Source organism: Chitinophaga varians, from assembly GCF_014529945.1.
Taxonomy (GTDB): Bacteria; Bacteroidota; Bacteroidia; order Chitinophagales; family Chitinophagaceae; genus Chitinophaga; species Chitinophaga varians.
In genome coordinates, this window is record NZ_JACVFB010000005.1 from 48,738 (window position 1) to 64,471 (window position 15,734).

General features: G+C 50.6%; 9 protein-coding genes. All 9 read left to right on the forward strand.

Features of this window, described 5'->3' with window-relative positions:
- Positions 1–67: 67 nt before the first annotated feature.
- The 9 genes from ICL55_RS23685 to ICL55_RS23725 all read left to right on the forward strand — a co-directional run bounded on the left by ICL55_RS23685 (position 68) and on the right by ICL55_RS23725 (position 15,713).
- Positions 68–1,237, forward strand: a complete 1,170-nt coding sequence (locus ICL55_RS23685) for a FecR family protein (RefSeq protein WP_188102100.1) — start codon at positions 68–70, stop codon at positions 1,235–1,237.
- Positions 1,238–1,480: 243 nt separating this feature from the next.
- Positions 1,481–4,750 (forward strand): TonB-dependent receptor, encoded by a 3,270-nt coding sequence (locus ICL55_RS23690; protein ID WP_188102102.1) that lies wholly within the window; start codon positions 1,481–1,483, stop codon positions 4,748–4,750.
- Between the two features lie 23 nt (positions 4,751–4,773).
- A complete protein-coding gene (locus ICL55_RS23695) occupies positions 4,774–6,222 on the forward strand; it encodes a RagB/SusD family nutrient uptake outer membrane protein (RefSeq protein WP_188102104.1) in 1,449 nt (482 codons plus the stop codon).
- Between the two features lie 10 nt (positions 6,223–6,232).
- The gene (locus tag ICL55_RS23700) at positions 6,233–8,224 is read left to right on the forward strand and encodes an FAD-dependent oxidoreductase (protein ID WP_188102106.1); all 1,992 of its coding nucleotides are present in this window, start codon (positions 6,233–6,235) and stop codon (positions 8,222–8,224) included.
- A 226-nt stretch (positions 8,225–8,450) separates the two neighbouring features.
- On the forward strand, positions 8,451–9,197 hold the full coding sequence (locus ICL55_RS23705) for a DeoR/GlpR family DNA-binding transcription regulator (RefSeq protein ID WP_188102108.1): 747 nt from the start codon (positions 8,451–8,453) through the stop codon (positions 9,195–9,197).
- Between the two features lie 256 nt (positions 9,198–9,453).
- Entirely contained in the window at positions 9,454–12,585 is a 3,132-nt protein-coding gene (locus ICL55_RS23710; protein ID WP_188102110.1) for a SusC/RagA family TonB-linked outer membrane protein, read from the forward strand.
- A 17-nt stretch (positions 12,586–12,602) separates the two neighbouring features.
- Positions 12,603–13,916, forward strand: coding sequence for a RagB/SusD family nutrient uptake outer membrane protein (locus ICL55_RS23715; RefSeq protein WP_188102113.1), 1,314 nt, complete (start codon positions 12,603–12,605; stop codon positions 13,914–13,916).
- 93 nt (positions 13,917–14,009) lie between these two features.
- Positions 14,010–14,843 carry a rhomboid family protein gene (locus ICL55_RS23720; protein ID WP_188102115.1) on the forward strand — a complete coding sequence of 278 codons (834 nt, stop codon included), beginning with the start codon at positions 14,010–14,012 and terminating at the stop codon, positions 14,841–14,843.
- A gap of 39 nt (positions 14,844–14,882) precedes the next feature.
- Positions 14,883–15,713 (forward strand): hypothetical protein, encoded by an 831-nt coding sequence (locus ICL55_RS23725; protein WP_188102122.1) that lies wholly within the window; start codon positions 14,883–14,885, stop codon positions 15,711–15,713.
- The last annotated feature ends 21 nt before the right edge of the window (positions 15,714–15,734 follow it).

Here is a 15,734-nt window from a genome sequence, read left to right on the forward strand (position 1 = left end):
TTTTTCCGGCGGCACCTCCCTCTGTTCTATTGACGCGTCTTTACCATAACAACGTCGCATACCGGCTATGGAACGAACACCTTTATCAACCCTGATAACACGATATCTCAATGAAGCGCTGAGCGAAGAAGAAACCGCACAGCTCTGGGAAACCCTGCGTGACGGCCATGGGCAGGAAGTGTGGGATGAAGCGCTGCTGGCCCTGTTGCAGGACAAAAGTAAACATGGGCATGCCAACCCGGAACGGATGGAGCAAATCTACGCGTCTATCCGCCCTGCTGACACGCCGGTAGTGCCGGTGAGCCGCCGCCGCTGGCTGTACCCTGCTGCGGCAGCTGCGATACTGGCCGTTCTTGTTGCTACGGCGTTCTTATGGCGGGCACGCAGCCCCCAACAGCCACTGGCCGGCCACCCGGAGGCACCGGTGCATGAAGTGCTGCCGGGAGGCAATAAAGCGGTGCTTATCCTGGCAGACGGCAGCAGCATCGCCCTCGATAGCGCCGGCAACGGCGCCCTGGCGCAGCAAGGCAATGTACAGGTGGTGCAGGTCAATAACGGTCAACTGGCCTATCAGCCCCGCGGCAGCCATGCTGCCGGAACGGTACAATACAATACACTGGCCATCCCCCGTGGCGGACAGTTCCGCGTGACGCTGCCCGACGGTACCAACGTATGGATCAATGCCGCCTCCACCCTGCGTTATCCGACCTCCTTCTCCGGCAGCGACAGGACCGTGGAACTTACCGGCGAGGCCTACTTTGAGGTGGCCAAAATGCCGGAGAAACCTTTCCACGTAAAAGTGCGCCAGATGGATATTCAGGTGTTAGGCACACACTTTAACGTGATGGCCTATACGGAAGAAACATCCGTGCAGGCCACTCTGCTGGAAGGCGCCGTGAAAATACACACCCCCGGCACGCAGACAGCGCTGCGGCCCGGACAGCAGCTGCGGATGGAACAGACAGGCCGGCTATCCGTTGTCAATGATATAGACCTCGATGAAATAATGGCCTGGAAGAATGGCTATTTCCGGTTCAACCATGAAAAACTACCCGGCGTGATGCGACAAATCGCCCGCTGGTATGATGTAGACATTGCCTATGAAGGCAGCATCCCCGACCGGGAATTCGGCGGTAAAATTTCCCGTAACAGCAGCATAGAAGAGGTCCTGAAGATACTTGAACTCAGTAAGGTCCATTTCAAAATAGAAAAGAAGAAGATCATCGTCATACCATGAAAAAACAACCGTTATGAAAAATGATTAATTAACACAGCAGGGGCCCAAAAAGAAGCCGGAAGTGTTCCAGCACTCCCGGCGGTCGTTTGGGTAACCCATGAAAATCGTTCCACGACTCTCGCTTCCGGGTTTTACACCGGGATAGGGCTTTTATTACCCAAACAATTCAAAAGTATGCAATTTAGTTCTATTTGCAGGCGACCGGCCTATCAACCACGGTGTATCGCCAAAATGCTACTGGCCATGAAATTATCAGCCATTATCTTACTGTGTGCCTGTTTACAGGTCAGCGCAAAGGGGTATTCCCAGAGCGTTTCCCTGTCAGAAAAGAATGTTCCGCTCGAAAAGGTTTTCCGGGCTATCGAAAAGCAAACCGGCTATGTCTTTTTCTTCGACCATCGCCTGCTCGATAACGCGCGGCGTGTAACCGTAGAAGTGACATCAGTGCCGCTGGAAAAAGTGCTGGAGCACTGCCTCCGGCAGCAGGCGCTCACCTGGAGCATCGTCGGACAAAATATCGTGATAGAACCGACCGAGAGCGGAAAGAATGCCCCGCCGGCAACACCGGTACAGGAACAGGTGCCCGTCGCCGGCCGTGTGACCGCCGCCACGGGAGAGCCGCTGCCCGGCGCCACCGTGGTGGTGAAAGGCAGCAAGACCGGCACCCAGACGGCCGCAGACGGGTCTTTTAAATTAATGGCTCCCCGTACAGCCGTTCTCGTGATCTCTTATATCGGTTATAAGCCGCAGGAAATAGCCGCCGCAGGTAAACAGCCGCTGTTGGTACATCTCGAAGCTGAGGTGAACAAAGCCAACGAAGTGGTGGTGATCGGTTATGGTACCGCTAAAAAAGGCGATCTTACCGGCGCCGTATCACAGATCAAATCCGCTGACATTACGGCCCAGCCCAATACCAACGTGATGCAGGCATTGACCGGCCGGGCGCCGGGCGTACGCGTGATGCAGAACAACGGCGCCCCGGGTGGCGCTATCAGCGTGCGTATCCGTGGTATCAACTCCATCATGGGCGGCAACGACCCTCTGTACGTGATCGACGGATTCCCCTATAACGGCAACCCTACCTTTTTGCAGCCTGCGGATATTGCTTCCATCGAAATTCTCAAAGATGCTTCCTCTACCGCCATATACGGCTCCCGCGGCGCCAATGGCATCGTGATCATCACCACAAAAGCAGGGAAGAAAAAAGAAGCGACCAACGTAGAAATAAACGCCGGATATACCATCCAGTCAGTTTCAAAAAAGATGAAACTGATGAATGCGCAACAATACGCGATGTTATACAATGAACAGGCCGCCAACGACGGACAGGCGGCGTACTTCACCAAAGCGCAGATAGATTCGTTTGGACTGAACCCCGGCACCGACTGGCAGTCGCTCGTGATGCATAAGGCCCCCATCTACAATACCAGCGCCACGGTGAGCGGTGGCACCGACAGAACACGTTTTTCCCTTTCCGGTGGTATGTTCCTCCAGGATGGCATCGTTCGCAACAGTAACTACAAACGCTACTCCATCCGCGGTAGTGTGGAGCACGATATCAGCAAAATATTCAGCGTATCGTATAACGCCACATTAACACGCATGGATACACGTAGTCAGAATTCCAGCCTCGGTAACCGTGGCAGCGACCTGGTCTCCGCCATGCTCATGGCGCCGCCCACGCTCACGCCTTATCTGCCCGATGGCAGCTATCGCCGACTTACCACAGCCTATCCTTTTATCTCCAATGCCATCATCAATCCGATGGTGCCCATTAATGAGATATCGGACCGTCTGAAAGGCGATCGCGTATTCTCCAATGCAGCGCTGACGATTAAGCCATGGAAAGACCTGTCTATCCGCATTTCCGGCGGTATCGATAACCTGAACGACAGGGCGGACCTCTATACTGACATTGAACCTTCTACCAATTCCGTCGGGTCTGCAACGGTGAAAACGACACAGTCCACCAGTCTGCTCAACGAGAACGTATTGTACTACAATAAGAAGTTGGGCATCCATAATATCAACGTAACTGCCGGGTTTACCTATCAGGATTATGTGCGTACCACGATGGATGGCTCCGGCATCGGTTTCCTCAGTGACGTCACCAAAACGGGTTCCCTTGGAAGTGCCGGTACGCCCGGTGTTCCGGCCAGTAGTTATGAAAAATGGGTATTGCTTTCTTACCTCGCCAGGGTGAATTACACCTTGCTGGACCGTTATCTTTTTACCGTGAGTGTGCGCCGGGATGGCTCTTCCCGCTATTCTCCGGGCAATAAATGGAGCAACTTTCCTTCCGCCGCCATCGCATGGAGGGCCAGTGACGAGCCTTTCCTGAAAGGTTCCCGCGTAGTATCTGACCTGAAAGTGAGGGCCAGCTACGGCGCCACCGGCAGCACTGCGGTAAGTCCCTATCAGACCATGAACCAGCTGCGGCCCGGCAATACCATCTTCGGCGATGCATTATACACCGCTTTCGCGCCCGGTACTGTTCTTCCCGGTAATCTTAAATGGGAAACCACCTATCAGGCTGATTTTGGGGTAGATGTGGCGCTTTTAAATGATCGGTTGCGTGTTACTGCCGATTTTTATCATAAACGCACAAAGAACCTGCTGAATACCGTGCAGCTGCCGGCTTCCATGGGATATCGCACGACCCTGCAAAACGTAGGGGAAATGGAAAACAAAGGCATGGAGTTCGCAGTTGACGTGGATGTGATGAAAAAAGCCGTCACCTGGAATGTAAATGCCAATATCTCCTTTAACCGCAATAAAATCGTGAAGCTGTATAATGGACAGGATATCTTCGGTAATACTATCTATACCGGTTCCCTGAATGATTATGTGAACCTGCTGCGCGAAGGACAGCCCTTTGGTATCTTCTATGGTTATGTGGAAACCGGTTATACGGCACAAGGCAATTTGCAATATGCAGATCTCAACAAAGACGGCAAAATCAGTGCAGATGACAAAACCTACATCGGTAATCCGAATCCCGATTTTACCTATGGCCTGAATTCAGTGACCAGTTACAAAGGGTTTGAGTTGTCCATCTTCATACAAGGGTCTAAAGGCAATGATATTTTTAACCTCAACAAGGCCGCCACGCTGGATTTGGGAATGGGCCTGAACCTGCCCGCAGAAGTGGCCTACGATCATTGGACACCGGAAAATACACAAGCTAAATATCCCAAGATCACTCGCACGCTGGCCGCCAATATGTCGACCCGTTTTGTGGAAGATGGTTCCTATCTGCGGTTTAAAAATATACAGCTGGCCTATAACCTCCCGCTGGAAAAAATGCAGGTGAAATGGTTTAAAAAAGCGCAGGTATATGTAAGCGGACAAAACCTGATCACCATCACCCGTTATTCGTGGTATGATCCGGAAGTAAACGCGTTTGGCTCATTGCTGGCCCCTGGCGCCATCAGCTCCGTCAATCAGGGAATAGATTATGCGACCTACCCGACCAACAAATCGGTAACGTTTGGTATCAGATGTGGTTTTTGATTTTCCAACATTCAATCTTTTTTATGAAATATAGTATCCTCGCCATATTGTCTGTGTTGCTGTTTACTTCCTGCGAAAAACTGCTGGAGGAAAAACCGCAATCTATCGCAGCTGAACAGTTTTATAATAACGCTGCCGAAGTGCAGGCCGGCCTGAACGCCATTTATACGCCCATCCGTGCAGGCGGCATTATGGGCGCACTGTATCAGATACAGCAGGAAATCTACACAGAGTATATGTATGGCCGTGGTAGCCACGCTCCTCTGAACGACTACGCCGGGCTGGACAATACCAATATCACCCGCGCGGCCGATATGTGGGCCGCTTTTTATGAAGCCATCCGCAATGCCAATATTGTGATCCGGAAAACGCCTGTTGGTAAAAATCTCGCTGACGCCGATAAAAGTAAATTTCTGGGCGAAGCCCGGTTCATGAGAGGTTTATTATACTTCTATCTGGTGCGTAACTGGGCCGGGGTGCCTATCCGCAAGGAAAATAACATGGACTCCCTGAATGTGCCGAGAAGCAGTAAAGAGGCGGTTTATCAGCTGATCACCGAAGATCTGCTGTTTGCCGAAGCTAATCTGCCGGACGTAGCACGGCTGGTAGGTGCTCCCTCCAAATGGGCTGCGAAGACGGTGCTGACAGACGTGTATATGAACGGGAATGATTACCAGAAGGCGCGTGACAAAGCGCTGGAGGTGATACAGTCCGGTAAGTTCTCCCTCGTGAATGTGACGGTGGCAGCAGATTTTGACAAACTGTTCGGCCCGGATATTATCACCACGCCGGAAGAAATTTTTTACCTGAAATTCTCCCGCCAGCCTAATGGCCAGGGTTTTCAATATCCCATGTACACCCATTATCCGGGCTCAGGCTATTATCCTCCCGGAGGATATTATACCTTGTATAGTGACGCCGTAAATAATACTTTTGTACGGAACTGGGACAAAAACGACTTGCGGTACGATTATAACTGGTACGTACAAACGTTTGGTCTCGGCGCCAGCACTATTCTCAATAAAAAATTCAGCGACCGTACCACGTCCACCGCAGCCGGAAATGACTATCCGATGTACCGTTATGCCGATCTGTTGCTGTTTTATGCAGAATGCGACAGTCGCGTTAACAACGGCCCCACCACCGATGCGTTAGAGAAACTGAATATGATACACCGCCGGGCATATGGAAAGAACCCGTTGATAGCAGATGCCACGGTTGATTTTAAGATAGCGGATTATGGCAGCTTACAGGCTTTTGTTGACCAGATTGTGAAGGAACGTGCCTATGAAGACTGTAGCGAGGGCAAACACTGGCTGGACATGAAGCGGCTGGGCATTGCAAAAGAGGTGATTAAAGCCATGAAAGGTATTACCGTGGCAGATAAACATTTGCTATGGCCGATTCCTACTATTGAATACAACTATAACAAAGCAATTGATCCAATAAAAGACCAAAATCCCGGGTATTAAAATAACAACTATGATCAGACAAATTAAATTGTGGCTGCTGGCCATCTGTTGCCTGTTGACCATACCGGTCGCCTTACAGGCCGGGGCGCCTAAAGAAAAAGAAGTGGACATCTGTGTGTACGGTGGTACTTCCGCCGGTATTATGGCTGCTTACACCGCCAAAAAGCTGCACAAATCGGTATTGCTGATAGAACCGGGAAAACACCTCGGCGGGCTCACCACCGGTGGTCTTGGCTATACGGACATCGGTAACAAATACGCTATCACCGGCCTGGCCCGTGACTTTTACCGCCGCATTGGCGCGCACTACGGTAAGTTTGAACAGTGGATTTTTGAGCCGAGCGTAGCCTCACAGACATTTGACGGTTATCTGCAAAATGCGAAAGTGGAAATTTGGTATGATCACCGGTTGAGCAGCGTGCGTAAAGAAAACGGTTATATCCGCGAAATCACCGTGGAGGGCGCTGCTCCGGTGGTAGTAAAGGCCCGTATGTTCATCGACTGTTCCTATGAGGGCGACCTGATGGCCAAAGCCGGCGTTTCGTATACTGTTGGCCGTGAGGCTAACAGCCAGTATAATGAAACTTACAACGGGGTACAGCTGTTGGAGATGCACCAGTTTCCTGATGGCGTAGATCCTTATAAAACACCGGGCAAACCGGAAAGCGGGTTGTTGTGGGGTATCAGCCCATCACCGCTGGCAGCCAAGGGTAGCGGTGATAAAACGGTACAGGCGTACAATTTCCGTATCTGCCTGACGAACCGTCCGGATAATATGATCCCTATCACACAGCCAGAGGGGTATGACGCCTCCAGGTACGAGCTGTTGCTGCGCGTATTGGAAAAAGCGCCTGCCAAAAATCTGCGGGCTTTTCTGAAGTTTGACCTGATGCCCAACGGGAAGACAGACATCAACAACAACGGGGCATTTTCCACGGATATGATCGGGATGAATTATGATTATCCCGAAGCGGATGACAGGAAAAGAACGGAGATCATCCGTCAGCATGAGCAGTACAACAAAGGGTTGTTGTATTTCATTGGCCATGACCCGCGGATGCCGGAGCATTTGCGCCGGGAGATGTTGCTGTGGGGGTATCCCAAAGATGAATATGTGAAAAACGGGCATTGGTCGCCGCAGCTTTACGTACGGGAGGTGCGCCGTATGGTAGGCGAATATGTGATGACGCAGGCCAATTGCCAGGGTCGTGCTACCGTGACCGATGGTGTGGGGATGGCTGCTTATACCATGGATTCGCATAACTGTCAGCGGCTGGTGGTGAATGGTATGGTGAAAAACGAAGGAGATGTGCAGATCGGTGGCTTTGGTCCGTATCCGATTTCCTACCGGGCGCTGGTGCCTAAAACCGGTGAATGTGCCAATCTGTTGGTGCCTGTTTGTTTATCGGCCTCTCATATTGCGTATGGTTCTATCCGGATGGAGCCGGTGTTTATGGTGCTGGCCCAATCTGCTGCTACCGCGGCGGTAGTGGCTATCGACAGCAAAGTGCCGGTGCAGCAGGTGGCGATAAAGAAGGTGCAGCAGATGCTGGCCGCTAATCCGCTGGCTGATAACAGTACAGCCGAAATACTGGTCGATAATGACGATGCGGCGCATGTGACGGTGAAGGGCGACTGGAAAAAAGACTGGCGGGGCGCCTATGGTCCGTCGCTGTACCTGGATGAAAGCAAGGGAAGCATGCCGAAGTCTGCACGTTTCACCCCGGAGATACTGAAGGACGGTGAATACCATATTTACAGCTATCTCCCGAAGCTGGCCAGTCAGGCGACCGTCACCCATGTGCGGGTTTTTGACGGAAAGGAAGTGAAGCAGGTGAAAATAGATGCCGGTGCCGTTAAGGTAGAAGGACAGACTTCCGGGGAGTGGGTATCGCTGGGTGTTTTCCGTTTGCCGAAGGGGACAAAGGCTTATGCCGAGATCAGTAATGAACAGGCGGATGGCCCTGTGGTGGCTGATGCGCTGCTGTTTATAGCTAAATAGCATATCGGGTTTTATCTCTTGATATTGGCCATCCGGCGTGTTGCCGGGTGGCCATTTTTTTGAACAAAGACCATCAACAGCAGGTGGTCATCGCCCCAAAAAAATACTTTTTTAAAAAAATATTACGCGATAGCATAGCGTTTTACGCAGGAATCTGCATGAAACTGCATTTTTATATTTGTTTGAATGCGTTTTTTTGCCGAATTTAAGGTAGAATTAACTTCCTATGTTGAAAAAGGAACGTCAGGCATATATCTTACATCAGGTCAACCTACATAACAAGGTATTGTCGTCGCATCTGAGCGAGCAGATGGGGGTTTCGGAGGATACGATCCGCCGGGACCTGGCGGAGCTGGCACGGGAGGGAAAGATTCTTAAAGTACATGGTGGCGGGTTGTCTAACTCATTTCACCAGGGAGTGATCGCGCAGGATGTTTATGCCATAGAAGAAAAACGCATGATCGCGCAGAAAGCCGTGGGGCTGATACATGACGGCATGTTTGTGCTGACGACCGGCGGCACCACCATTCTGCAGCTGGCGCGGATATTACCGCCTGAATTGCGGGCGACTTTCATCACCGTGAGCTTGCCGGCAGCTTTCGAATATGCCAATCATCCAAATATAGAGGTGATCGTTATCGGTGATAAGCTGGCCAAAAATTCGAAGATCACGGTAGGGGGAGAAGCCATCGCTAAAATCCGGGACATCCGGGCAGATCTGTGTTTTCTGGGCGTCAACGCTATCGACGTACAGGCGGGCCTTACAGACAATGACTGGGAGGTGGTGCAGGTAAAAAAAGCGATGGTGAGCACTGCCAAAAAAGTAGCGGCGCTGTGTATCTCAGAAAAGGTGAATACCGCAGAGCACCTGAAAGTATGTAATATAGAGGACATCGATATATTGATCACCGAGTTGCAGCCAAAATCGAAGAAGCTGCAGCCCTACAGTAGTAAAGGAATTAAGATTTTATAACAATCATTTTTATTATTTAACACGTTTATCAACAAATAGCCCTCCCGGGCTGTTTTTACAGGACAAAAACAAGTTTGAAGAAGCGTTGTGGGAAACGAATTTCGGGAATGGCCGGTGAGGTAGTATGACACCGTTCCGGTCTCTATTTTCAAAAGGCACAAAAAAGAGGATTCAATAAGCAATCAACCATTCAACAGTTGTTATACGGCTGTTTTAAGGGCTACCAACAACAGTAACCAACATTTAAAAATCACTTATGATCACGCGTGTATTTATGCGATTGACAGGGGGTGGCCGTGTGCTGCTTTTACTGTTGATGACCTGCCTGGCCGCCACCGTCAGTGCGCAGGTGAAAATATCCGGTAAGGTAACAGACGAAACCGGAACTCCCTTACCTGGAATTACCGTTACGCTCAAAAACACCAAACTAGGCGCCAATACTACGGTGGACGGGCTTTACAGCTTCGTGGCCAACGTACCGGCAGGCAACTACGTACTGGCTGTTACCGGTGTGGGTTTTACCACGCAGGAAATACCGGTTACGATTGGTACTTCCAACATCACCCGGGATGTGAAAATGGGTGTTTCCGTATCCAAACTGGATGAAATAGTGGTCACCGGTACCTCGCAGGGCACCACCCGCCGCCAGTTAGGTAGTTACATCAGCTCCGTGAAGGCAGAAGACCTTAATAAAGGCGCCACCGGCAACGTGCTGGCAGCGTTGCAGGGTAAAACAGCCGGTGCGCAGATCACGCAGAACTCCGGTGATCCTTCCGGCGGTATTTCCGTAAAACTGAGAGGTATCAGTACGATCGGTGGTTCTTCCGAGCCGTTGTACATCGTGGATGGAGTAATTGTGGATAACTCTACCACCCGTGTTACCAATGCCGATCCCAACTATGGTGTCAGCACGCAGGGAGGCAACAACTTTGTTGGCAATGTTGGTCAGAACCGTATGGCGGACATCAACCCGGACGACATTGAACGGGTGGAAGTGCTGAACGGCGCCGCTGCCGCCGCTATCTATGGCTCCCGCGCCAACTCCGGCGTAGTGCAGATCTTCACCAAAAGAGGCAGTGCGGGCGCGCCGGTGATCAACTTCTCCACCGGTATCTCCATCAACGAGCTGCGGAAAAAACTGGACGTGAACCGTGCTCCCACTAAGTTTGGCGGGAACCCGAACGATTCTACGCAGAACATCCTGACGCCGGCTGTTGTCAGCACCTTCCCGGTACAACGTTACGACTACCAGGATTTTATATTCCGTACAGGCGTGGGCACCGATAATAACATTTCCATTGCCGGTGGAAAAGATAAAACGAAATACTATGCCTCTGCCGGTTACTTCTATAATCAGGGTATTATCAAAAATACTGACTTCAACCGCGTTAGTTTCCGGTTGAACCTGGACCAGGAAGTGACTAAATGGCTGACCATGAACGCAACTGTTAACTATGTTTACAGTAAGTCGAACGAGAAGCCCGATGGTAACACTTTCTATTCTCCGATGAACTCCGTTACCATCCTTGGTAACTACTACGACATACAGAAAAGGGACGCGCTGGGCAACCTGATGAAAGTAGGTAACCTAGGCCGTGTGAACCCGGTGTCCATCATTGATGATTTCCGTCAGCAGCAGCAGGTGGGCCGTGTGATTGCCGGTTTGGGTTTTAAAGCGAATGCTACTAAAAACCTGACACTGGATTATCATGTGGGCATCGACAACTATTATCAGGACGGTACCACCTTCATTCCTCCATTTGCCTATAATGTGAGTACCGGGTTCTTTGGTGGCGGTACTGCGCTGGACCCCAGCCTGAACGGCTACGCCAGTGCCGGTAACAACACGTCCTTCCTGATCAACCATGATGCGAACGCCACCTACAACGCCCGTATCAATGATAATCTCGAATCCGTGACCCAGGTAGGATACTCTGTGCAATACTCCCGGCAGCACTATTCCGTGCAACAGGGAAGAGGCATGCCGCCCTTTGTGCAGACAGCAGATAAAGCTACTACCGCCATTCCCGGCAGTGACCAGCGTTCTGAGTATTCTATCTCCGGTGAATATATCCAGCAGAACTTCAAATACCGCAATCAGTTGTTCCTGACAGGTGCGCTGCGTGTGGATGGCTCTTCTGTATTCGGTAAAAATGAACGTAACCAGCTGTACACTAAACTGAGTGGCAGTTATGTATTGTCCGGCACTGATTTCTGGGCTAAATCGGCTGTCGCCAAATGGTGGACACTGTTTAAGCTGCGTGCTGCCTACGGTGAATCTGGTAATATGACCGGTATCCAACCATACGCCCGCTACAATACTTACCTGGCAAATGCTTTTGTGGGAGCTTCCGGCTTTCAGGGACAACTTATCTATACAGATCCTGATGTAAAACCAGAAAAACAGAAAGAACTGGAATTCGGTACAGACTTGTCTTTCCTGGATGACCGTATCGGACTGAGTGTGAACTACTACCGTAAGAAAGTACAGGACCTGTTGATTGACCGGGCGGTAGCACCTACCAATGGTTATAACTTTATACGGAGCAATATTGGTTCCCTGCGGAACAATGGTATAGAAGTCGTGCTCAATGCGGTGCCGGTGAAGACCAAAAATTTCAGCTGGAACCTTACCGCTATCTTCAACCGTAACCGCAATGAAGCGTTGGACATCGGGCAGTCGCTCGTGCTGCTGAATACAGTAGGTGGAGCACCTGTAGCGATTGCTGCTGGTTATCCGATTGGTTTCTTCTATGGCACCTTCTATGCCCGCGACGCCAACGGCAATATCCTGACTACGCCTGCCGGCATCCCGGTTACAGAAAGAGGTGTCCAGAAAGCGCCGTTCGACTATCAGCCGCAGCGTGATCCGGCTACAGGGTTGCCACTGGCTTCCGCTCCGGCACTCAACAAAAAAATCGGTGATCCTAACCCTGACTGGACCGGTACTTTCACTACCGACTTAAATTATAAAAAACTGGGACTGCATATACAGCTGGACGCCGTGCAGGGGGTGGATGTTTTCAACGCAGATTTCAGGACCCGCCAGGGCGTTGATAACGGTAAGATTGCAGAGCAGGAAGACCTTGGCCAGCTGCCAAGAGGCTGGATCGCCGGTGTGTATAACATCCAGGAATTCAGGATAGACAACGGCAGTTTCGTGAAGCTGCGTGAAGTAGCCTTCAGCTACGATTTCGGAAAAATAGGTAATACGGTGAAGAACCTGACCGTAAGCCTGGGAGGCCGGAACCTTATTTCATGGGACAACTACAAGGGTTATGACCCGGAAGTGAACGCCGCAGGACAAAGTACTGTTTTACGTGGTATAGACTTCGGAGCCGTACCTGTTCCGCGTACTTATAACCTGACCGTCCGCGCCAAATTCTAATCCTAAAAAGACAAATCATGAAACGAACTACTTTCTATACATACATGACCATGGCCACGTTCCTGTTGTCTGCGGCGGCCTGCAAAAAAGATTACCAGGACCCTTCCGGTCCTTCCCAGGACCAGGCTTACAGCTCCCCGCAGGCCATTACTGACGCCGCTGTGGGGTTGCAGGCCAACTATGTGAAGGACAGGACCGGCTTGATTTATACCACCATTACTTCGGGCAGCCTGTTGAGCGGAGAAACATTCGTTACCAACCCGGGCAACGCCGATGAAGGGCAGCTGGGCACCGGTGGCAATACGGTATTGAACAACAACGTAGTGGTGACCGGTATGTGGTCTTATACCAACAAAATCCTTTTTGATGCGGAAAAAGTACTGCGTGCCACCAATACCGTGATTACCGATAAAGGTTATGCCAGTGGCGTGATCGCGTATACTTCTATCTTTAAGGCGCTGGCGCTGGGCGTGCAGGCCAATTACTGGGAGCAGGTACCGGATACCATCGGCAGCCCGGATGCGACCACCCGGGTGGGTTTTATTCCGGGAAAACAAGGTTATGCAAGGGCGGTACGCACCATCGACAATGCGTTGAATGCAATTGCTGCCAACCCGATCAGCCCCTCTATCGCCCCTTTCCTGCCTAAAGGGATCAATGTGGTCAATACGCTGTACGCGCTGAAGGCCCGTTATGCCCTGTATGCCGGCGACTATGCCGCGGCGCTGGACGCTGCCAATAAAGTGGACCTGACCAGTGCAGGCATCAGCACGTTCAACTTCAATCCGCAGGTGGCCAACCCAATCTTTACCCTCGTATCTTCTACGAGCAATATTTACCAGGTAGTGGACTCCACGATGGGACTACCCGTGGCGCTGGCTCCTACGCCGACTGATGCCAGGATACCTTTTTACATGACAAGACAAGCTACCGGATTGAAATTTGTCATGAGCGGATTCTTTAAAAGCAATATCCAGTCTATTCCCGTGTTCCTGCCCGGAGAAGTGACGCTGATCAAGGCAGAATGTTATGCACGGAACAACGACCTGGTATCTGGTCTTACGGAGCTGAACAAGGTGGTGACCAAAAAGCCGTCGGATGATCCTTTCGGAATCGGGGCGAATCTGCCGCCGGTTGCTGCCGCTACCATACCGGACCTGCTGGCGCAGATTTACAAACACCGTCATATTGAAATGTTCATGTCAGGACAGGAGATTGAAGACCAGCGGCGTTTTGGCCGTCCTACAACCGAAAGGAAAAGGAATTTCTTCCCTTATCCTTTTGTGGAAAGAAATGATAATCCAAATACACCAGCCGACCCTACTTTTTAATTTAATAAGTTTTTTATCTTTACTAACGGCAGCCGGAAACTATTCCCGGCTGCCGTTCACATTTACATCCTGTACCCTAAATGTCCTATAGCCATGACAGAAATCGGCGTTGTTGCCCTGGTGATCATTATCCTGAACCTTGTGTTGTCTTACAAGGGATTTAAAGACACCGTTTTTTATGACAAATATGCTTTTGTGGTAGATGAAATACTGGTCCACAAAGGATACTACCGCCTTGTTTCTTCCGGCTTCCTGCATGTGGACTGGATGCACCTGCTTTTTAACATGATGTCGCTCTGTTTCTTCAGTTATGAAGTGGAAGTTGTCTTAGGGATTAAAAATTTCATCCTCATTTATGTGAGCAGTCTGGTGGGCGGTAACCTGTTGTCGCTATTCATCCACCGGCATCACGGCGATTATGGTGCGGTAGGCGCTTCCGGCGCTGTATGCGGTATTATCTTCGCATGTATCGCCCTGTTCCCCGATATGGAACTGGGCTTCTTTGGTATCCCGTTGTACCTGCCTGCATGGATATACGGGGTATTGTACATGTTGTTTACCATCTTCCGGATAAAAAACAATAATGATAACGTAGGGCATGAAGCGCATCTGGGTGGCGCTTTTATCGGGTTGGTTTTTGCCATATGCCTGGAGCCCATGGCGGTGAAGCAGCATTACCTGCCGATACTGGCGATACTATCGCCCTGCCTCGTATTCATGTACCTGTTGATACGTAAGCCGCATATTGTGCTGACCGGCAACACGCCAGGGCCGCAACGTTTCCTGAATATGGAAGACCGCTACAATCAGCAGAAGGCGATACAGCAACAGGAGATAGATGCCATACTTGAAAAGATTCACCAGCAGGGTATCAACAGTCTGTCTGCCGAAGAAAAACAAAAGCTGCAGAATTATGCAGAGCGATGATGTAGCACTATATTACGTAGCAAAATGTAACCCGTATATATGAAACTATCCAGTACTGTACTGTGTTTGGCCGTGTTGAGCCTGACCGCCTGCCGCAAAGATGATTCCGGAAACGATCCGGCATTAAATTACAACCATGTTAAAATCGCGGCCATTTCGGATATCCCTGCTTTTATCTATGAAGGCGACCGGCTGGTGGCCATGGGCAATGAGAAATTTTCCTATGATGATCAGGGCCGCATTGTTGGCAGTCGTATTGAACACAAGGACACGCTGAATAATATCATTACCGGTTATGTTTACAAAACATCTTTCACCTGGGCCAATGGCCTGTGTGCGGGCGGTATTGCGGATTCCCTGTACAGTTATGTTAAAGGCACAGATGGTAGCATCAAAGATGAACGTTTTGCCAGCGGTACCGTTCTCAGCAGTTATGATTATAACCTGTCTGCCGGTCGCCTGAGCGCCATCACCTTTACTCCCGGCAGGTGGAACACGGCCGTATACACTTCGATCAAATTTGAATACGATGGCAAAGGGAATATCATCCGGGCGGTAACCACGCAGCCTAACCTGTTTGGAAGACCCGGTGTGCCCGATCTGGTAGCAACGGTCACCTACCAGTACGACAACCATCCCAACCCCTATTACGCCATGTTTAAAAAATATGGTCTCATACTGCCGGCCCTGCAACGCTTCGCTGATTGTATCTCTCCCAATAACGTGATTAAAATGCAGCTGAAGATTGATAACATGGTGGAGTTGGTACAGCAATACACCTATGAATACAACGCAGCGGGGTATCCGGTAAAAATTACCACCAATGGTGGAAGTGTGACTGGTCAGACCACCTATATTTCCTACCGCTAACAGTCGTGTTGTCTGCACATT

Excerpts from the sequence above, each read along its gene's own strand:
- ICL55_RS23685 (WP_188102100.1), top strand. The coding sequence starts at position 68 with ATGGAACGAACACCTTTATCAACCCTGATAACACGATATCTCAATGAA.
- ICL55_RS23690 (WP_188102102.1), top strand. The coding sequence starts at position 1,481 with ATGAAATTATCAGCCATTATCTTACTGTGTGCCTGTTTACAGGTCAGC.
- ICL55_RS23695 (WP_188102104.1), top strand. The coding sequence starts at position 4,774 with ATGAAATATAGTATCCTCGCCATATTGTCTGTGTTGCTGTTTACTTCC.
- ICL55_RS23700 (WP_188102106.1), top strand. The coding sequence starts at position 6,233 with ATGATCAGACAAATTAAATTGTGGCTGCTGGCCATCTGTTGCCTGTTG.
- ICL55_RS23705 (WP_188102108.1), top strand. The coding sequence starts at position 8,451 with ATGTTGAAAAAGGAACGTCAGGCATATATCTTACATCAGGTCAACCTA.
- ICL55_RS23710 (WP_188102110.1), top strand. The coding sequence starts at position 9,454 with ATGATCACGCGTGTATTTATGCGATTGACAGGGGGTGGCCGTGTGCTG.
- ICL55_RS23715 (WP_188102113.1), top strand. The coding sequence starts at position 12,603 with ATGAAACGAACTACTTTCTATACATACATGACCATGGCCACGTTCCTG.
- ICL55_RS23720 (WP_188102115.1), top strand. The coding sequence starts at position 14,010 with ATGACAGAAATCGGCGTTGTTGCCCTGGTGATCATTATCCTGAACCTT.
- ICL55_RS23725 (WP_188102122.1), top strand. The coding sequence starts at position 14,883 with ATGAAACTATCCAGTACTGTACTGTGTTTGGCCGTGTTGAGCCTGACC.